The following is a 19,913-nucleotide window of genomic DNA, read 5'->3' on the forward strand; positions in this document are numbered from 1 at the left end:
CACCTCCGGGGCGGCTGCGGGCGGTCATAGCGATTTGGCCAGGCGGTACAGCAGGAACGCCCCGAGCAGTTCCAGGCCCAGTGCGATCAGCAGGATCCTGTGACCGAGCGGGTCGTGCAGCACCGGCTGGAAGAACGCCGGGCTGGAGATCGCCATCAGCACCGCACTGGCGGGTGGCAGCAGCCCCAGCACCCAGGCCGACATCCGTGTTTCCGAGGTGGTGGCCGCCAGTTCCTGCTGGGCCTGTTCCAGGTCGCGCATGAAATCGCCCATGCGTTGCAGGATCTGGTCGGCGCGGCCACCGATGCGCACGCTCACGCCGATCACCACTGCCAGCACCTTCAGTACGTCCATCCGGTACGGCTGCGCGGCCAGGCTCAATGCACGATCCAGGTCCATGCCGCTGCGCGCATAGCGCACCGTGGTGTCGAGCAGGCCGCGCAGTGGCGCGCTGGTCTGCATCGAAGACACCTGGAACGCGGCCTGCAGGCTGTTGCCCAGCGCGGTGAGGCGGACCAGGTTGTCGAGAAAGTCCGGCATCTGGTGCAGCAGCTGCGCGCGCAGCTTCGTGATCCGGCGCATCACCCACAGCCAGCAGCCCAGCAGGTACAGCAGCAGGGTCAGCGGAAACATCCAGGCCGTGCCCAGCCGCATCGCCGCCACGACCGCAAGCACCAGTCCCGGCACCAGCAGCATCAGTGGCAGCTTCCAGCCCGGCTGAAGGCCGGCGCGCTGCAGGACACCGTCCCACGGCAGTACGCGGGTTCCGGTGCTGGCCGGGCGGGTCGAATCGTTGGCCGCCGCAACGGCAGGCCCGGCCGGTACCGCGCTGGCCGCGCTGCCGCGCGCCAGCTGTTGCTCGGCATGCTGCAGCGAGGCCTGGCGCTGCTCACGGCTGGCGGCGGTGCCCCATAGCCAGACGGCCAGCGCCAGCAGCACCGAGATGATGCTCAACACGCCCAGCAGCAGGCCGGTGCCCATGCTCAGAAGTCCCCGTAGAGCGATTCACGCAATTGCTGGCGGAACGGCTCCAGCTTGTGCGAGTGCGGATGGAAGCCCAGGCCGATCCAGCGGTCGGTCTCGCGGCCGGTGGCGTCGATCTGCACCTCGTGGCGGAACATTTCCTGGGTGGTGATCAGGTTGTCGCTGACCCCGGTGATCTCGGTGATCGAGACCAGCACCCGGCGCCCGCTGCCCAGCCGCGAGATCTGCACGATGAAGTCGATGGCGCTGGCAATCTGCCGGCGCAGGCTGTCCTCGCTGCCCTGGAAGCCGGCAAAGCCGGCCAGCATCTCGATGCGGTACAGGCAGTCGCGCGGCGTGTTGGCGTGGATGGTGGCCATCGATCCGTCATGGCCGGTGTTCATCGCCTGCAGCATTTCCAGCACTTCCGCGCCACGCACTTCGCCGACCACGATGCGGTCCGGGCGCATGCGCAGACTGTTGCGCACCAGGTCGCGGATGCTGACCGCGCCCTGGCCCTCGGCGCCACCGATGCGGCTTTCCAGGCGCACCACGTGCGGATGGTTCAGCGAAAGCTCGGCGGTGTCCTCCACGGTGATGACGCGCTCGCTGGGTGGCACGTAGCTGGCCAGTGCGTTCAGCAGCGAGGTCTTGCCGGAGCTGGTGCCGCCGGAGACCAGGATGTTGCATCGGCCCAGCACCATTGCCTTCAGCAGGGCCTGCATCGGTGCGTCGAAGGTGCCCTTGGCGAGCAGTTCGTCGGGGGTGAACGGGTCCTTGCGGAACTTGCGGATGGACACCATCGGCCCGTCCACCGCCAGTGGCGAGATGATCGCGTTGAGGCGGCCGCCGTTGGGCAGGCGCGCATCGACCATCGGATTGGAATCATCCAGTCGGCGGCCAAGCGGCGCGAGGATGCGGCGCAGGATGCGCAGCAGGTGGGTGTCATCGGTGAAGCGCTGGGTGGCACGCCGGAGCTGGCCACCCTGCGAAACGTGCACGTCCTTGAAACCGTTGATCAGGATGTCTTCGATGGAGGGGTCGTGGAGCAGGTCGTCCAGCGGGCCGAAACCGGTCAGCTCCTTGACCAGGCCCTCGGCAACCACCTGCATCTCTTCTTCGTTGATCGGGATGCGCCATTCCTGGATGAAGCCCACGGTCTGTACCTGCACCCAGCGGGCGATGGTATCCGGGGCCCAGGAATCGATGTCGATGCGCTCGTCCTCGATGCTGTTGAGCAGGTGCTCATGCGCGGCCGACAGCACCTTCTGGTACTGCTCGGTCTGTGCGAACGGCAGGTGGCCCGGGCTTTCGTGCAGCAGCGGGCGGGCAACGGCATGCGGGAACGGGGTTACCTTGTCTTCCATTGCGATCCACCCAGGGCAAGGGAGAGTCTTTCCCGCAGGCCATGCGGCTGGACCGGGCAGGCAGCCGGGTCCAGCCGTGACACAAGCGGGGCGAGGGCACGCAGGTAGGGATCGCGCGGCGCATCCTGCAGCAGCAGGCGGCCCTGGCTGGCGGCAAGGCGCACACGCGGTCGTTCAGGCAATGTCGCCAGCAACGGCAGTTCGAAGCGGCGTGCGATCTGTTCCGGGCTCATGCCGCTGCTGTCGTCGTGGCGGTTGATCACCAGTTGCAGGCGTTTCTCGCGCTCGCGCTGGCCTGCAAGATGCTTCAGTGCCTGGTCCAGCGAGACCAGCGTGGCGATCGACGCATCGGTGACCAGCCAGATCTCGTCTGCCTGGTCCAGCAACAGCGGCGGCAGCTGCCGCAGCGGGCAGCCGCCGGCATCACACAGCACGCTGGCGAACACCCCGCGCAGGCGCTGCAGCAGCGCGCCAGGGTCGGACGGGGGCACGGCATCACTGCCGCCGGCACGGTCCAGCAGCACCAGCCCGGAGTCATGGCGCGCCATCGCGGTGCGTGCGAGGGTGGCGTCGATGCGGCTGGCGTTGCGCAGCGCATCCTCGTAGTGGAAGCGGCTGTCGAGATTGAGGTACAGCGCAAGGTCACCGGCGGGCTGCGCCAGTTCCATCAGCAGGCCGTCCTGCTGCACTGCATCGCCCTGGGCGAGGGCCCGCGTCTGTTGCGCCAGCACCGAAAGATGTGCGGCCAGGGTACTGGTGCCGACGCCTGCGCGCACGCCCAGCAGCACGATCAGGCGCGCCTTGTGCGCGTGCTGCGCCACCGCGGCCGGGCGCGGTGACAGCGCACGCCGCAGGGCCGCCTCGATGCCGGCGTTGTCACTGTCCAGGTCCAGCACATCGCGCAGGCCGGCGCGCAGCGCGATCACCACGCCTTCGACCTGGCCGGCGCTGGTGGCGCCGACCGCGACCAGCGCCAGGTCCGGTTGGGTCTGCTGCAGCTGCTGTGCCAGGACGCTCGAGGCAGCCGCGTGCTCGGGCCGGAAGTCAAGCAGCACCAGGCTCTGCGGGCCGCGTTGCAGGTCCTGCGCAGACGTCGGCGCACTGCTGTCCTGCCAGTGCAGGGTGGTGGTCGGCGGCAGCTTGGCGGCCAGCCGGGGCAGCAGTTCGCGGTCGATGCCGTACAGGACCAGGTTCATCGGCGGTCCTTGCGGATGCAGCGGCTGGGCGGTGGCGTAGGGCATGGGCGTGGTTCCGCAGGCGTCATGGAAGTCAGCGCGAGAAGCCGGGCACCGGGTCCTGGCTGACCGGCCCCAGCAACCACGCCCCCCATTCGGGAAGATGCGGCTTGGCTTCGCGCTCGCCAGGCAGCGGCAGCTCGGTGTTGCGTGCCAGCGGCTGCACCAGACGCGGGGTGACGATGATCACCAGCTCCTTGTCCTGGCGCTTGTAGTCGAAGTTACGGAAGAACGAACCAATGATCGGCAGGTCGCCCAACAGTGGAATCTTGTTGACGTTGGAGACGATGTTGGAGCTGACCAGGCCACCGATGACGAAGCTCTCGCCATCACCCAGCTCGACCGTGGTATCTGCGCGACGAGTGGTGATCGAGGGAATCTGCACGTTGTTGAGCACGATCGCGTTGCTGTAGTCGAGGTCGCTCGCCTCCGGCGCGACCTTCAGCGCGATCCGGTTCGGCGCCAGTACCGTTGGGGTCACGGTCAAGCCGATGCCGAAGGGCTTGTAGGTGATGGTGGTGGTGCCAAGCCCCTGCGGCTCCAGGATCGGCAGCTCGCCACCGGCCAGGAAGCTGGCGCTCTGGCCGGACAGTGCCACCAGCGTCGGCTCGGCCAGCACGCGGGCCATGCCATTGCTCTGCAGCAGTTCGACATCGGCGTTCCACAGTCCCTTGGTCGAGCCGAACACCAGCCGGAACGCCGAGGAAATCGGCGACACGGCCTCGTTGCTGCTGTTGCCTTCCTTCATGCCGGGCAGCAGGCCGGTATTGCCGGGCAGGCCAGTGCCGGGCCGCGCGAAGCCATAGGCGAAGCCCCCGTTGCGGTTCTGGAAGTTGATGCCGATCTGCTTCATCGCGGTCTTGTTGAACTCGACCACCTTGACCTCGACCTGGACCACGCCCCCACTGTTGATGGTGGACGCATCGGCAAGCATGCCGTCCTTGCCCAGCGCCATCGCCGCAGTGCGCTGTTCCTGCATGTGCGTGAGCATGCTGTCGGTGCTTCCCTGCAGGAGGCCCTGCTGGTCCTGCTGGGTGAACACCAGCCCGGTACCGCCGGTGCTTGCAGCGCCCTGTACGGCGCTCTGCACCCGTACCGTCAACCGCTGTGGCTCGGCCTGTCTGCGGTGCCACAGCAGCAGGGTGGTGGTACCGGGCATCTTGCCGACCAGCAGCGCCTGGCGCTGCCCGCGCAGCATCACGATGTCGGCCACACCCGGGTCGGCAATGGCCACCCGCTCCAGGTCGGCCGGCAGGTTCCAGGGACGCTGCTCGCGCGCCTGCAGCACCAGGTCATCGGCGGCCACGCTCGTTGCCGGCGCCAGCAGCACCAGCAGCAGGGCCAGCCAGCGCTGGCGGAGGGAGAGGCGTGGACGGCGGCGACGTTCGGTCATGGATGCACTCGATGCAGGTCAAAGGGAGGCACGGGATGCGGAACTGTCGCCGCGGATGATCTCGATCCCCGACGCGCGCGGTGCACTGCGACGTGGCGCCGGCGCGCGCGACGGTGAATCCGGGGTGCCGCGTTGCGGTGCACTGCCACGTCCGGCCAGCGCGTCGCTGTCGATACCGGCAAAGGCGTGGTTCTCCGGCCGCTGCAGGGCGAGCTGCTGTTCGGCGTCGAGCCCACGCAGCGGGTCGATCACTCCGCGCGATTGCGGGAACAACGCCAGGTCGGGCAGGCCGGTATCGGCGGGATTGCGCAGGGCCAGGAAAAGTTTGCCCTGCTGCGCACCCAGCAGCAGCCGGTTGGCGTCGGCCACTGGTACCGCAAGCACCGCGCTGCGTGCGGGTTGCGGCGCTTCATTGCTGCTGCTCTGCGTGCTGCCACTTCCGGTGATGTCGGCAGCGCGCGGGTCGTTGCGGGTGTCGGCCTCGCTGTCGGAAGTAGTCTCTGTGGCCACCGGCACGATGTCCTGCTGGCCGTAGCTCAGGACGCGCAGGCGCGACAGCAGCAGGCGCGTCTGCGCGGCTTCGCCAGGGCTGTTGATGTTGGGCTGGGCGTTGCGGAGGTTGAGGAAGACGTCGACGAAATCACCGGGAAGGATGCGGTTGCCGGCACCGACCAGTTCGTCCACGGGCACGGCCAGTGCACGCTCGCCCGGCCGCAGCTGCAGCGAGAAGCCCTGAGCCAACGCGCTGCCGTTGATCACACTGCCTTCGGCAATGTCCTGCACCGGCACCTTGCCGGTCACGGCGGCAATGCTGGTAGCGGCGCCGGGGACGGGTGAGGTGCGCTGGGCCAGGCGCAGGCCGTTGGCGCTGATCGGCTCGCCCGCAGGCAGGCGTGCCACGGCTTCGACCACGGTGATCGCCTGGGCCTCGTTGTGAGCGACTGGCGCGACCGTTGCAGGTGCGGCGGGTTTGCGCCCGATCATGAAGGCGATCAGCGCCAGCAGCACGGCCAGGCCGATCAGGGCGACGGCAGCGATGCGGGTCAACTTGAGCATGGAACCGTCTCCAAAGTACCGATCATCAATTGCCGCTGCCGAGATCGAGCTGCGCGACCGCGACGCTGCGGATGGGGGCCTGCATCACCCACTTGTAGAGCGTGGCGGTGCCGGGCAGGAAGGGATGGTTGGCGTAGTCGTAGCTGACCGTCACGGTCATGCACTGGGCCGTGGCCAGACCGGCGCAGGGCGCCTGTGCCGACACCACGATGGCGTTGCTGCCCCCCGCGCTGCAGTCCACGTTCTGTCTGGAAAACTGCAGCAACCATTGCATCGAGGTGCGTGCGGCGACGCAGGCGGCTGTGCGTCGTTCGCTGGCGGTGCCGTAGCGCAGCGAGGCGCGCGCGCCTTCGGCCGAGGCGCTGGCCAGGGTCTGTTGCGCCGCCATGATCATCACCCCGGAGAAGGTGAACAGCAGCAGCGGCAACAGGCCGAGCATCAGCATCAGGGCGAACTCGATGCTGGCGACACCGCGTTGCAGGCGTGGGCTGCGGATGTTCATGGTGCACCTCCGTAGATGCTGGCCAGCACCCAGCCGATGGCGGCCAGTGCCAGGTAGGCTGCATAGGGAATGCCACGTCGTCCCTGGCGGGCGGCTTGCATGTCACGCAGCACCGGATGCGCTTGCCACTGCGTGCTGGTGCGATTGACCTGCATCTGCAGGTGACCGGGCAGCAGCACGCCCAGGCGGCGACCGGCCAGCACCAGCACGGCATGCAACCCAGCCGTGAGGCTCGCTACCAGCCAGACCGGCAGCAGCGCCTGCCAGCCCAGCATCAGGCCCAGCACGGCAAAGAACTTCACGTCCCCGGCGCCCATCAAGCGCAGGGCATGGAACGGCAGCAGCGCCAACAGGCCGATCGCCGCGCCGGCAAGGTGGGGCAGCCACGGCTGGCGCGGCGCACTGAACTGGCCGACCACGATCACCGCAGTGGCGATCACGCATGCGGCGACCAGCCAGTTGTTGGGCACTCGACGGGCATACAGATCACTGATCGCGATCCGCAGGCACACGCCGATGGCCAACAATCCCAGCACTGTCATCGCACACTCCATCGTCCGTCACTGGACGGTCTTCGCCTGGTTCCATGCGCCCCGCCGTCGCGGCTCTGCCGGCCGCGCGCGGTCGCCGCTCAGGTCGTCGAGCCCGAAGCCTTGGTGGCCAGTGCGGAGAGGTTCTTGAACAGCGTTTCGAAGAACCCCTTGATCTGGTCGTTACCGACCGCAATCAGGACGCCAGCTATCACGGCAGCCAGCAGCCCGTACTCGAGCGCGGTGACGCCGTCTTCTTCCTTCAGGAATTTGCGGATCGATGCGTTCATGACCAATGTCTCCCTCTACCTGTCTGCGGATGCAGTACACCTGCGTTGGGCGGTGGCCCGGCTCCGCCGGGATCGTCCGTGGGCCTCCGCGCGTCCTGGCGGAGGAGGCACGGCGGGATAGGCCCGCTGTGCTCAAGCAGGGTGATCGTTTCCAGGCGGGACATCGGCCGCACGGTCGCGACCGGACGGCCCGGGGCCGGTGGTCGAGGCATCCAATGATGCGTGCGTGGTCATGCTGTCCCCCTGGGTGCGGCCAGATCAGATGGCTCGATCACCGTAATGTCGACTTTGCCTGAATGGCGGTTGGCTGCAACCGGAACCTATATGCAAATTCGGCAGAAACCCCGGAAGCCTGAAAATTTCAGATGGTTTTTGTGACGAAAATCCGTTCGCAGGCAAAACGATTCATTGTCGTGCAGATAATGTGATTTGCCTTGTGGTTCCATGCGAAAACCGTGCCACCTGCTCAGACATTTTCTTCACTTGTGTATCCCGTTTCATCATTCAGCGCCGCGGGTTTACCTTTGCCGATTATTGGGCATACTCGTATTCAAGCTCTTGCATTGATTTGTACGATCGCATCGACGCCGGCGCTGTCGGCGTGGCAACGGAAATGGATTCTGGATCGTTGCGCGCCCTGTCAGGCAGTGGGGGCCGCAGCGGATGGCGGATCAACGGGGGGACAACACTGTCATGGTCGATGGTGGGGTAGAGGACAGCGACGACAGCGGCCTTCGGTCGATAGACCTGGCCACGCTGAGCGGCGTGCTTCGCGTCTGCGATGTCGAACTGCTGCTGCTGGATGGCAACGGGCCACGGGCGGCGTTCGCTTCGCGCGTGCACGAGGAAGCCCTGTTCTGCAGCATCAGCTGCGGCTTCCATTGCCGTGGCCGTTTCATGCTGCCGCCGGACTGGGCGATGCTGGGGTACCTGCACGCCACCGATGAAACGATGAGCTGGTGCCACGGCGTGCCGCTCTCGCCGGGCATGGCGCTGACGATCATGCCGGAGGGCATCAGTGAGTTCACCCTGAGCCCGGGCACGCACATGACCCTGATGCTGGTGCCGGTGGCCCGCGTCCAGCGCAAGCTGACCGAACTGAGCCTGCGCAGCACGCCACCTGCTGGCCAGGCACTTTCGCTGTTCAACCTGGCCAGCGATGCCACGCCGCTGGCACGCCATTACCAGCAGCTGCACCTGCAGCTGGGGCAGGGTGCAGGCCTGCAGCCGGATGAGACCGAGAACCTGCTGCATGAGCATGTGCAGGCCCTGCTGGGCGCCGGTGCGGCGGATCGCCCGGGCTGCACCCGTGCGCGGCGCACGCATTATCTGATCGCGCAGCGTGCAGAGAACTTCATGCGGCTCAACCTGCGTCGCAATATCTACATGAACGAGATCTGCGATGCCGCCGGCGTCAGCGAGCGCGGCCTGCGCTATGCGTTCGAGGACCTGTTTGGAACCTCGCCGAACCGCTACCTCTCCATGCTGCGCCTGTGCGCGGCCTGCCGCAGCCTGTCGATGGCGGACTCCAGCCGTCGCTCGGTGAAGGCGATCGCCCTGAGCTGCGGGCTGTGGGACCTGTCGCGCTTCGCCGACAATTACCGCAAGGTATTCGGCGAACTGCCGTGCGACACCCTGATGCGCGCACCCGCGCAGATCGGCCAACCGGCCTGATCCAGGCCCGGCAAGGGTTTTTGCGGAGTTTATGCCGGAATTGCGTATCCGCTTGCCGATCGTGTTGCCGCTTATGCATAGCCGGCTGCCGATTCCGGCCGTGGATTTGCCGGAATGCGCGATTGCCGTGCCGGATTGAAGTGCACCGCCCTCGTTGCAACCGCTGGAATGTCAGTCACCTGCCTAGCGGCAAGTCCACTGACATTCCAGTTGTTCGCCTACGGGGGAAATGCTCATGAACCGCATCTACCGGCGTGTATGGAACCGCCAGCTCAATGCTCTGGTTGTGGCCTCGGAACTGGCCACCGGCGACAGCGGCGGCAGCGCCGCACGCGATCCGCGCGCCTTCCTGCTGATGCCCACGGCCCTGGCCCTGGCACTGCTGTGTGCGCTGGCCAGCGGCCATGCAGGGGCCTCGGAAACCAATCAATCGCTGCGTGACCTGCAAGCACTCGCGGCAAAGTATGCGCAGCCGATGCCGGTCAAGGTTGACGCGGAAGTGGCCCTGACTGCCGCCGCGCGACAGGCGCAGAACAGCCCCGCACTCAGCGCGGATGCTCGTCTGGGCCTGCAGTTGAACACCACGTCGCTGCCGGTGGTACGTGACGTGTTGCCGGCCACCGTGCAGGTGAAGCTGGCAGCGAACACCGTGCCGAAACAGGTGGCCGTGCCGGCACTGGCGGCTGATGTCCGCGCCAATGTTGGCGTGGGCAACGCTGCGGCCAGGGCGGCACAGGTGGATGCATCGCTGGCTGCGCACGTTGCGCCCGGCGCGCAGGCGCCGCTGGGCGTTGCTGCCAATGCGCGCGCCAGGGCCAAGGTCGGCATCGCTGGCCGCCAGGTCGCTGCGATCGATACGGGTGCCCAAGCGGCCGCCGGCCTCAGCGGTGCAGCCGCCGGATCACTGCCTGGGCTGAAAGCCACCGTCGACGGCAAGGCCGACACGCATCTGGCGGTCGCTGGCCATCACATCGAGGGGCATGGCCAGGCCCGGGCGACGGCGGCAGTCACGCTGCCGGCCAAGGAAGAACTGCCGGGTGAAACCCATGATCGTGCCATCAGTGCCGCGTTCGATGCCGGCGTCGCCGGCAAGGTGCGCGTGCAGGCGCCAGACGGCCAGGAGGTAGTGGCCGATCGCAATCTGAAGCTGGCCGGACAGGCGACGGTGGCCGCACAGCACAGCGCGCTGGGCGTCGGCAACCTGGTCGGTGGTGCGGTGGGTGCTGTCGGCGGGACGCTTCACGGTGCCGCGGGCGCAGTTGGTAGCGCGGTGGGTGGCGCGCTGAACGGTACTGTCGCTACCGTTGGCGGCGCACTGAACGGCACCGTCGGCCAGGTCGGCGGCGCACTTGGCGGCACGCTCAACAGCACGGTAGGCGCGGTCGGTGGCGCAGTTGGCGGTGCACTGAACGGCACCGTCGGCCAGGTCGGCAGCGCAGTGGGCGGCACGCTCAACAACACCGTCGGTGCAGTCGGTGGCGCGCTGAACGGTACTGTCGGTACCGTTGGCGGCGCACTGAACGGCACCGTCGGCCAGGTCGGCGGCGCACTTGGCGGCACGCTCAACAACACGGTAGGCGCGGTCGGTGGCGCAGTTGGCGGTGCACTGAACGGCACTGTCGGTACCGTTGGAAGTGCAGTGGGCGGCACCGTCGGCCAGGTCGGCAGCGCAGTGGGCGGCACGCTCAACAACACCGTCGGTGCAGTCGGTGGCGTGCTGAACGGTACTGTCGGCAGTGCGGTGGGTGGTGCTCTGAACGGCACTGTCGGCCAGGTCGGCAGCGCAGTGGGTGGCACGCTCAACAACACGGTGGGCGCAGTCGGTGGCGCAGTTGGCGGTGCTCTGAACGGCACTGTCGGTACCGTTGGAAGTGCAGTGGGCGGCACGCTCAACAACACCGTCGGCACGGTTGGCGGCGCCGTGGGCGGCATTCTCAACGGCGCCACCGGCAGCCCCACCGGCGACCTGGGCGGCGTGCTGGGCAGTGTCGGAAGCGCGGTGGGCAACCTGCTCAACGGCAATCTCAATGGCACCGTCGGCAACCTGGGCAGCGCCGTGGGGGGCCTGGTGGGAGGCACGCTGGGCAGCCTCGGCCTGACCCAACCCTCGGCGATTCCGCCAACCAGTCCGAAGGCGCCCGCGCCGGCCGACCCGAATGCTGGCCTGATCATCGGCACCGGTGGCCTGGTCGGCAATGTCGGCCAGCTGATCGGGCCGACCACCACCAGCCTGTTCGGCGGCAACGGCTACCTGAGCAACGGCAATCTCAAGCTCAGCAACGCCAACGTCATGCAGACCTATTCGACGGTCAATGTGCTGGGCCTGCCGGTGGTCAACCTGTCGCCGGTCGGCAGCACGCTCAACGGCCTGGGCGGCGCAGCCACGGGCGGCAGCTCGCACCTGACCCTGATCGGTGGCGTGACCTCCGACAGTTACATCTACAACATCAACAACGGCAATCCCGGTGGCCTGCTGGGCCTCCTTCTGCCAACCGACTCGCCGGCGTGGGCGGCCAAGTGCCTGGACATCGCGCTGGCCGATATTTCCTGCTGGGCGGTCAACGCGGCACAGGACTACCAGGTGTTGATGGGCGATGGCGCCTTCGCCAACGGGTCCAAGGAAGTGGTGATCGGTGCCAATGCACGCCATGAACTGCCGAAGGTCGATGCCAATGTCGCCTTCCCCGGCGATGGCGTCAACGATCCCAGCAATCCGACCGGCGTGCCGACGGCCGACTATGCCGCCCGCATGGGCCACTCGGTCGTCGTCGGTGACAGTGCCGTGGGCACCGCCAACGGACAGACCCTGCTGGGTGCCGAAGCTACTTCAAACCAGGCCAACTCGGTCGCGCTGGGTTACCGCTCCGCTGCACTGCGCGGCGCGCAGGCCAGCTACAGCGCCTACGGCCTCACCGCACCGCAGGTTTCGGCCGGCGAAGTGTCGGTGGGCACGGCCGGTGGTGGCGAGCGCCAGATCACCAACCTTGCCGCGGGCAGCGCCAATACCGATGCTGTCAACGTGGCCCAGCTGAAGGGCGCCATCAGTCTGATCGACGATGTGGCCTCCGCAGCGGTCACCTATGACCTGGATGGCTCGGGCAACCCGAACTATCGCCGGGTCACGCTCGGCGCAGGCACCGGCACCACCACCATCGGCAATCTTGCCGCTGGCGCGGTCACCGCCGGCAGCCTGGAGGCGGTCAACGGTGGCCAGCTGGCGGCGACCAACAGTGCCATCGCCAGTTTCTTCGGTGGTCGTGCGGCTTTCGATCCGGCCAGCGGCATCTTTACTGCACCGTTGTTCGAGATCAGCACGATCTCCACTGGCGGTGCCATCGCCAAGGGCCTGTATGAGAATGCCACCGATGCCTTCGCCGCAGTCGATGGCTCGCTGGTCAACCTCAACACGCAGATCACCGACATCCGCAACGGTGGCACCAAGTACCTGCGGGTGAACTCGACCGGCACTGAGGCGGTGGCCAGCGGCGCCGACTCGATCGCGGTGGGTACCAATGCCCGCGCCACTGCCGCCAACAGCATCGCGGTCGGCGCCGGCAGCCTGGCCGACCGTGCCAACAGTGTCTCCATCGGTGCGGCCGGTGCCGAGCGCCAGGTCACCAACATGGCCGCCGGCACGGCGGCGACCGATGCGGTCAACGTGGGCCAGCTGCAGGCCTCGGAGCAGGGCGCCCTGCGCTATGACCTCAACGGCGACGGCAGCGTCAACTACGCCAGCGCCACGTTGGGCCAGACCGGCACGGCAACCACGCTGCGCAACCTTGGCCCGGGCCAGGTCAGTGCCACCAGCAGTGAGGCCATCAATGGTGCCCAGCTGTTTGCCGCCAACCAGGCGGTGGCCACCCATCTGGGCGGTGGTGCCGCGGTCGATGCCAACGGCGTACTGACCGCACCGACCTACTCGATCAACAACGTCGCCGCCAACGGCACGATCACCAAGGGCAACTACAACGACGTCGGTACCGCCTTCGATGCGGTCAGCAACTCGCTGGCCAACGTCGCGGACCAGACCGGCGAGATCGACAAGCTGGCCGTTAAGTACGACGTCGATGGCAGTGGCAACGTGCTCAACAGCGTGACGCTGACGGGTACCGGCACCGGCGCGGTGAAGATCACCAACGTCGCCGCCGGCAGCATCCTGGCCGGCAGCAGTGATGCCATCACCGGCGACCAGCTGTTCAGCACGAACAGCACCATCGCCACCTACTTCGGTGGCACCACCGCCTACAACGGCACCACCAACGTGTGGACCGCGCCGACGTTCAGCATCTCCAGCATCGCCACCGATGGCACCTTCACCAGCGGCGATTACAACAACGTCACCGCCGCCTTCACCGCTGTCGACGGCTCGCTGAAGGTCCTCAACCAGCGCATCACCAATGGCGGTGGTGGCAGTGCGTACCTGGCGGTCAACTCAACGGCGGCCGCAGCCACTGCAGCCGGTGCGGAAGCCGTGGCGGTCGGTCCGCAGGCCAGTGCCGCCGGTGCCAACAGCGTGGCGGTCGGCAACGGTGCCAGCAGCAGTGCCGGTAACAGCGTGGCGCTGGGCGCCGGTTCGGTCGCCAGCGTCGGTGCACAGAGCGGCTACACCGGCGCCTACGGGCAGACCGGTGCCAGCAACTCGGCCGGTGAGGTCTCGGTCGGCAGCACCGGCAGCGAACGCAAGATCACCCATGTTGCCGACGGCTCGGACACCTACGACGCGACCAATGTCGGCCAACTCAAGAACGGCGTGAACTACGCCATCGACGAGTCGAAGAAGTACACCGACCAGAAGATCCAGAACATCACCAACGTGGCGGGCAGCTTCCGCGCCAACAACACCAACAACCTGGCCGATCCGTCCGCCAGCGGCGCCAACTCGGCCGCCGGTGGTGCAGGCTCCACTGCCGCCGGTGCCAACTCGACCGCGCTGGGCAATGGTTCGCAGGCGCAGGCCGACAACTCGGTGGCGCTGGGTGCGGGTTCGGTGGCGAACCGGGCCAACACGGTCTCTGTCGGTGCCGCCGGTGCCGAACGCCAGGTGGTCAACGTGGCAGACGGCTCGCAGGCCACCGATGCGGTCAACGTGCGCCAGCTGCAGGCTTCGCAGCAGGGCACGATCCGCTACGACACCACGGTGAACGGCGCGACCAACTACAACAGTGTCACCCTGGGCAGCACCAGCAGCGGCCCGACCACGGTGCGCAACGTCGCCGCCGGTACTGCTGGCACCGATGCCGTCAACGTCGACCAGCTGAAGTCGGGCATGGCGCAGACCCTGGACTGGTCCAAGGCCTACACCGACGAGCGCATGGGCGGCTTCGAGCGCGACCTGCGCAAGACCGACAATCGTGCTTCGGCCGGTATCGCGTCGGCGATGGCCACCGCAGCGCTGCCGCAGCCGAGCGAGGCGGGCCGCAGCATGGCCTCGATCGCGGCTGGCAGCTACAACGGCGAATCGGGCGTGGCGGTCGGTATCTCCGGTGTCTCCGAGGGCGGCCGCTGGATCTACAAGTTCAGCGGTTCGACCAACAGCCGTGGCGAGGCCGGTGTGGCCGTCGGTGCCGGCATCCAGTGGTAATCCCCGCCGCCGGGCCGCACCCGCGGCCCGGCATCGCGGAAACGTCTACAGGGGGAACGACATGAAACAGCATCGCATCGCCCGCGCCGGCCAATGTGCCGCCACGCTGGGCCTGATCCTGGGGATGGGCCTGCTGGCCGCCTGCCGCAGCCATGCGCCGGCCGCCGACGGTCCTGCCGACGCCACCGCCGTGCACTTCCCGGAGGCCTCCAAGGCCTCGCTGAAGGAAGGCATCTATCCCGACGTCGCCGACCTGCGCCGCTTCGCGCCGGGCATGAGCAAGCGGCAGCTGTACACGCTGCTGGGCACGCCGCACTTCAATGAAGGCATGTGGGGCGTGCGCGAGTGGAACTACCTGTTCAACTTCCGCACCGCGTAGGGCGCGGAGTACTTCACCTGCCAGTTCCAGGTGCGCTTCGACAGCAAGGGCATCGCGCAGGGCGGGTATTGGAAGCCGGAATCGTGCGCGGCCGTGCTCGAACCGCCGCGGCCACCGGCGCCGCTGGCACCGGCACCGCTGCCGGAACAGCCGCTGCGGCTGTCGGCCGACGCGCTGTTCGGCTTCGACAGCGCGGTGCTCAGCGCCGAAGGCCAGCAGGCGGTGCAGGGCATCCTGGCGCAGGTACGCGAGGCCGCGCAGGTGCAGTCGATCAGGGTAACCGGCTACACCGACCGCATCGGCAGCGCCAGCTACAACCAGGCACTGTCGCAGCGCCGCGCCGATGCCGTGCGCAACGCGCTGGTGCAGGGGGGCGTGCCTGCAGCCAGCATCAGTGCCGAAGGACGCGGCGCGGCCGAGCCGATCGTGCAGTGTGAACAGCGGAACCGGCGCGAGCTGATTGCCTGCCTGGCGCCGAACCGGCGCGTGCAGATCGCCGGGATGGCCCAGCCACATTGACCTCCTGCGCCGGGGCGGTGTCCCGGCATCCCGAGTCCCCCCTGACCGCCGGCAGGCGTGGCAACGTCTCCCCCGTCGTCCACGCCTGCCTGCGGCTCAGGTTCTCAAATGGTGCACGCGATGAATGCCCAATTCCTGCCCCTCTCCATGAAGACGGAAGCTACGCTCAGCGTGTACGGCCAGCTCGGCAACCATGCCGTGGTGCGCATCCCCGGTCGGCGACTGCCAGGCCTGATCCTGCAGGCCGACACCGTGGCGGGGTTCCTGGCCCAGCTGCAGGAAGCCCAGGCCTGCCTGCGCAGTGGCCGCGCGCAGCGCACCGATGCCGAGCTGGACATGCTGATCGACGTGCTGCAGCAGTGGTACGCCCTGATCGAATCGCGCCTGGCCGACGCCGGCGAGGCCCTCTAGCAAAAAAAGGGGACGGAGGGGATTAAGTCGTTTCCGGCACAGCCGGGGCATATGCGACTTAATCCCCTCCGTCCCCTTTTTTCAAGCGCGGGCGCGGATCAACCAACAGGCGGCATCCACACGAACGCGGTCACCTTCGATGAACGGCGCGAATGCGGCCAATGCTTTTCCGCGAAGCATTGTGGCGCGGGCTTCCGGCATCGATCGCAGGGCCAGTCCCAACGGTCCCAGGTGGCCGACATAGGTCGGCAGGTCTTCGCGGGCGAGCGAACAGGGCAGGTCCACCGCAACCACTTCCACGTCATTCCAGCCGGCGGCCTGCAACAGGCGCTGCACGCGCTCGCCATCGGCAAAAGCGAACTGTCCCGGTGCGCCGGGTACGCGGGGCGGGAGATCCAGTACATCGCCGATCGCGCGCTCGGCCGTGGTCATGAATGGATTTTCGTCGGCACTGCGCCAGGCGATGAAGCGCAGCCCAGCGCCGGGTGTCGTGGCACGATGCAGGTTGGCGAACGCGGCCTGGCTGTCCTCGAAGAACATGACGCCCAGCCGCGACTGGATCCAGTCGAAGTGCGCGGGCGGCAGCGGATGGCGCTGCGCGTCTGCCACGATCAAGTCCGCGTCCAGTCCCGCAGCCTCGGCGCGCTGGCGGGCCAGCGCCAGCATCGGCGCGGAGATGTCCAGGCCGGTGCAATGTGCCGCAGGGCGCGCTGCGGCCGCGGCCAGCAGGCTGGCGCCGGTGCCGCAGCCGATGTCGAGCAGTTCGGTAACGGTCTCAGGAAGTTCGGTGACCAGCAGGTCAGCCATCGGCTGGAACAGGCCGTCAAGAACAGCCTGTTGCGCAACCCACGCCTGGCCGCCAGGGCCGTTCCACAGGGCGTACTGATCAATGGGAGATGTGCTGGCCATGGCCTTGCCTCGCCGGGTAGTTGCCCATAGCTTGGTGCTTGAAGGTCACTTGAGGTCAAGCCCGTGCGCGAACTGGATATCGGCGAGGTGGTCAAGCGCAGTGGCGTGCCGGCCTCGACCCTCCGCTACTACGAACAGCTGGGGTTGCTGCAGGCGCTGGGGCGCCGCGGCCTGCGCCGGCAGTACGACGCGCAGGTGCTGGAACGGCTGGCGCTGATCGGCCTGGGCCAGGCGGCCGGGCTGTCGTTGCAGCAGATCGGTGCATCGCTGCCGTCGCAGCAGGGGTGCATCTCACTCGACCGCGAGGCACTGCTGGCACAAGCGGAGGTGCTGCAGCGGCAGATCACCCGGTTGCAGCGGGTGCGCCGGCACCTGCAGCGCGCAGCGTCCTGCCCGCGGGCGGAGGATGCCCGCAAGTGCGGTTCGTTCCGGAAACTGTTGCGCGCGCAGCAGCGGATGGGCGGTTGAATCAATCGCGGGTACTGACTTCCCACGTGGCATGCAGCACGCCCGGCACCTGCTCCATCCGTGCCAGCACCACGTCCAGTTCATCGGCACTCACGGCCGTACTGACCAGCACTGCGATCACATCGGTAGGCGCGTCGGCATGCTCGACCACCTGCACATCGCCCACCGGATACTGCGCCGCTTCCAGCGCATCGACCAGGCGCTCGCGCACCCGCGGCACGGCGTCGGCATCCACGCTCAGGCGCACCTCGTAGGTGGCTTCGGTCGCTGCCTCGTTGATCGGAATGCGGTTGATGGCATTCACCAACGGCCGCAGCAGGGTGTTGCCGGCGATGATCAGCACGGTCAGCAGCACGCCCTCGGCCAGCATGTCCGCGCCGGTGCAGCTGCCGACCGCTGCAGAGCACCACAGGGTGGCGGCGGTGTTCAGGCCACGCACGTTCATGCCTTCCTTCATGATCACGCCGGCGCCGAGGAAGCCGACACCGGAGACCACGTAGGAGATCACCCGCACCGCCTCGGCACTGCCGGCGATGCGCATGCCGAGGTCGACGAAGGCGGCGGCACCAACTGCCACCAGCACGTTGGTGCGCAGGCCGGCGGTGCGTTGCCGGTACTGGCGCTCGGCACCGATCAACGTACCCAGCACGAAGGCGGCCAGCAGGCTGACCACGGTGTCGGCGAAAGGACCGGCCTGGAAGGTCTCAATGAAGCGCATGGCCGGAGTCTACCCGGTCGAAGTGACAGTAGATCCACGCCATGCGTGGATACCCGGAAGTGCCAGAAACGACTTAATCCCCTCCGTCCCCTTTTTCGGGGTCAGTCGGTGTCGTCGACGCGCTCGCCCATCAGTTCGCGCTGGCGCTTGTCCAGTTCCTCGGCATAGCGCTTGCGTACGAAGGCTTCGGACACCACGCCCAGCACCTGGCCGTCGGCGCCGACCACGGCCAGTTCATCGGCCTGGGTCTGGTCGAAGCGCTGCATCACGCTGACCACGTCCGCGGACGGCGACAGCGAGATGTCACGGTTCTCGGCAAGCTCACCGATCGCGGTCTCCGGCTTCACGCCATCGCCGTACACGCGTGGGATCTGCACGATGCCCGCGTAGTGGCCTTCGCTGTCGATCAGGATCACGCGGCTGCCCGAGCCCAACGGGAAGCGCTGGCGGAAGGCGGCGGCGTCGAGGTCAGCGGGAGCCGTGGAAACCCCTTTGCGCATCATCCGGCCGGCATTGAGGTTGTGCACCCAGCCGACGTCGCGCGCGCTCCTGATGGTTTCGCCACGCAGGTGCATGCGCCAGGTCGAGAACGAATAGCCGAACCACTGCCGCACCAGCGTGCTGGACACCAGCACTGCACTCATCACCACGCTGGTCAGCAGGAAATCGTGGGTGCCCTCCAGCACCAGCATGGCCATGGTCATTGGCGCACCGACCACGGCAGCGGCCAATGCGGCCATGCCGGCCAGCGCCGCAGAGGTGGCGTCGACCACGGGCACGCCAGTGGCCATGCCGAGCAGGCCCGCGAACAGCGCGCCGACCAGGGTGCCCATGAACAGCGAGGCAAAGAACAGGCCGCCGCGGAAGCCGAAGCCCAGCGAGATGCCCGAGGCCAGGCATTTCAGGGTCAGCAGGCCGCCGATCCCGATCAGCGGCAGATGCGTGGTCAGGTCAAGATGCAGCGCGCCGTGGCCTGACGACAGCACCTGTGGGCTTGCCATGGCCAGCGGGATCAGCAGCAGGCCGCCCACCACCGGCCGACCCCAGGCAGGCAGCGGGCTGCGCTTGACCGTGCCCTCGATCGAGGCGATGAGCCGCATGATGACAATGCCGACCATCGCGCAGCAGCAGCCGAGCAGGCCGTAGATGGCGTAGTCGGCGGCGCGCACGTCGATGGTCGAGGCGGCGGGCAGCAGGTAGGCCTCGATGCCGGCCTGGTCGGCCACAAACGCGCCGGCCAGCGCGGCGACCGCCACCGGGGCCAGTGCGGCCGGCGTGTAGGCGCCGATGACGATCTCGAAGGCGTAGAACGCCCCGGCCAACGGTGCGCCGAAGGCGGCGGCAATGGCGCCCGCGGCACCGGCACCGACCAGGATGCGCACGTCGTTGCGGCGCAGGCGCATCACCCGGCCCAACTGCGAGCCGCTGCCGGCGCCCATCTGCGTATACGAGGCTTCCAGCCCGACCGAAGCGCCGCAGCCGTTGGACAACAGGGTCTGGGTCAACACGATCAGGTTGTCGCGCATCGACATGCGGCCGCCATGCAGGGCATTGGCTTCCACCGCATCGAGCAGGGGCCGCTTGAGTCGCGTTGCCGCCAAACTGACCAGGCCCACCAGCAGGCCACCCAGCGGCAGCACCAGCAGCGCGGTCCAGGTCATCGAGGGCAGGGAGCTCAGGCGCATCCCTTCATCCAGCCCGTACAGCGTGCCCTGCAGCCAGCGTGCGATGCCGGACTGCAGCAGGGTCAGGTAGCCGGCAAGCAGGCCGACCAGCAGGGCAAGTGCGATGAACCACAGGTCGCTGCCGCGCAGCCGCAGGCGCAGGCCCTGGAAGGCCGAATGCAGGCGCGATGGCGAAACAGGCAGTGACATGGTGGCGGCATGATACGCCGCCACCGTGATCGCCACCGTCACTG

At 67.7% G+C, this 19,913-nt stretch carries 15 protein-coding genes and 1 pseudogene; 5 read left to right on the forward strand and 11 right to left on the reverse strand.

The genetic code is table 11. The features are described 5' to 3' along the window. Positions 1-24: 24 nt before the first annotated feature. From ACM0PK_RS09140 to ACM0PK_RS09175, 8 genes are all read right to left on the reverse strand, one after another. Positions 25-981, reverse strand: a complete 957-nt coding sequence (locus tag ACM0PK_RS09140; protein ID WP_414607688.1) for a type II secretion system F family protein — start codon at positions 979-981, stop codon at positions 25-27. Between the two features lie 2 nt (positions 982-983). Then, positions 984-2,330, reverse strand: a complete 1,347-nt coding sequence (locus ACM0PK_RS09145; protein WP_053500164.1) for a TadA family conjugal transfer-associated ATPase — start codon at positions 2,328-2,330, stop codon at positions 984-986. Next, the gene (locus tag ACM0PK_RS09150) at positions 2,315-3,571 is read right to left on the reverse strand and encodes a CpaE/TadZ family protein (RefSeq protein WP_005416986.1); all 1,257 of its coding nucleotides are present in this window, start codon (positions 3,569-3,571) and stop codon (positions 2,315-2,317) included. Before ACM0PK_RS09150 ends, ACM0PK_RS09145 begins: the two co-directional genes overlap by 16 nt. A 28-nt stretch (positions 3,572-3,599) precedes the next feature. After that, on the reverse strand, positions 3,600-4,958 hold the full coding sequence (locus tag ACM0PK_RS09155; protein ID WP_279946370.1) for a type II and III secretion system protein family protein: 1,359 nt from the start codon (positions 4,956-4,958) through the stop codon (positions 3,600-3,602). Between the two features lie 18 nt (positions 4,959-4,976). Further along, positions 4,977-6,014, reverse strand: coding sequence for a Flp pilus assembly protein CpaB (gene cpaB, locus ACM0PK_RS09160; RefSeq protein WP_414607689.1), 1,038 nt, complete (start codon positions 6,012-6,014; stop codon positions 4,977-4,979). A 25-nt stretch (positions 6,015-6,039) separates the two neighbouring features. Beyond that, entirely contained in the window at positions 6,040-6,516 is a 477-nt protein-coding gene (locus ACM0PK_RS09165; RefSeq protein WP_414607690.1) for a TadE/TadG family type IV pilus assembly protein, read from the reverse strand. Further along, positions 6,513-7,058, reverse strand: a complete 546-nt coding sequence (locus tag ACM0PK_RS09170; protein ID WP_111200615.1) for an A24 family peptidase — start codon at positions 7,056-7,058, stop codon at positions 6,513-6,515. Before ACM0PK_RS09170 ends, ACM0PK_RS09165 begins: the two co-directional genes overlap by 4 nt. 89 nt (positions 7,059-7,147) lie before the next feature. After that, a complete protein-coding gene (locus ACM0PK_RS09175) occupies positions 7,148-7,336 on the reverse strand; it encodes a Flp family type IVb pilin (RefSeq protein ID WP_005416979.1) in 189 nt (62 codons plus the stop codon). A gap of 693 nt (positions 7,337-8,029) precedes the next feature. Here ACM0PK_RS09175 and ACM0PK_RS09180 point away from each other — a divergent pair. The 4 genes and pseudogenes from ACM0PK_RS09180 to ACM0PK_RS09195 all read left to right on the forward strand — a co-directional run bounded on the left by ACM0PK_RS09180 (position 8,030) and on the right by ACM0PK_RS09195 (position 15,900). Beyond that, a complete protein-coding gene (locus ACM0PK_RS09180) occupies positions 8,030-9,010 on the forward strand; it encodes an AraC family transcriptional regulator (RefSeq protein ID WP_414607691.1) in 981 nt (326 codons plus the stop codon). Between the two features lie 235 nt (positions 9,011-9,245). Beyond that, positions 9,246-14,591, forward strand: a complete 5,346-nt coding sequence (locus ACM0PK_RS09185) for an ESPR-type extended signal peptide-containing protein (RefSeq protein ID WP_423171002.1) — start codon at positions 9,246-9,248, stop codon at positions 14,589-14,591. Positions 14,592-14,652: 61 nt separating this feature from the next. After that, a pseudogene (locus ACM0PK_RS09190) lies at positions 14,653-15,489 on the forward strand (outer membrane protein assembly factor BamE). A gap of 147 nt (positions 15,490-15,636) precedes the next feature. Further along, positions 15,637-15,900, forward strand: coding sequence for a DUF6959 family protein (locus ACM0PK_RS09195; protein ID WP_223224455.1), 264 nt, complete (start codon positions 15,637-15,639; stop codon positions 15,898-15,900). Between the two features lie 81 nt (positions 15,901-15,981). Here ACM0PK_RS09195 and ACM0PK_RS09200 read toward each other — a convergent pair whose 3' ends face one another. Continuing rightward, positions 15,982-16,809, reverse strand: coding sequence for a class I SAM-dependent methyltransferase (locus ACM0PK_RS09200; protein ID WP_072167508.1), 828 nt, complete (start codon positions 16,807-16,809; stop codon positions 15,982-15,984). 63 nt (positions 16,810-16,872) lie between these two features. Between ACM0PK_RS09200 and ACM0PK_RS09205 the strand changes: the two genes are divergently transcribed. Continuing rightward, a complete protein-coding gene (locus ACM0PK_RS09205; protein WP_414607578.1) occupies positions 16,873-17,277 on the forward strand; it encodes a MerR family transcriptional regulator in 405 nt (134 codons plus the stop codon). Between the two features lies 1 nt (position 17,278). Here the strand turns inward: ACM0PK_RS09205 and ACM0PK_RS09210 are convergent, their stop codons facing one another. Together ACM0PK_RS09210 and ACM0PK_RS09215 are read right to left on the reverse strand one after the other, a co-directional pair. Then, positions 17,279-17,995 (reverse strand): MgtC/SapB family protein, encoded by a 717-nt coding sequence (locus tag ACM0PK_RS09210; RefSeq protein WP_005416969.1) that lies wholly within the window; start codon positions 17,993-17,995, stop codon positions 17,279-17,281. Positions 17,996-18,096: 101 nt separating this feature from the next. After that, entirely contained in the window at positions 18,097-19,869 is a 1,773-nt protein-coding gene (locus tag ACM0PK_RS09215; RefSeq protein WP_414607579.1) for a chloride channel protein, read from the reverse strand. Positions 19,870-19,913 lie beyond the last annotated feature (44 nt).

Source organism: Stenotrophomonas sp. FR010 (genome assembly GCF_047520755.2).
In the GTDB taxonomy this organism is placed as follows: domain Bacteria; phylum Pseudomonadota; class Gammaproteobacteria; order Xanthomonadales; family Xanthomonadaceae; genus Stenotrophomonas; species Stenotrophomonas sepilia.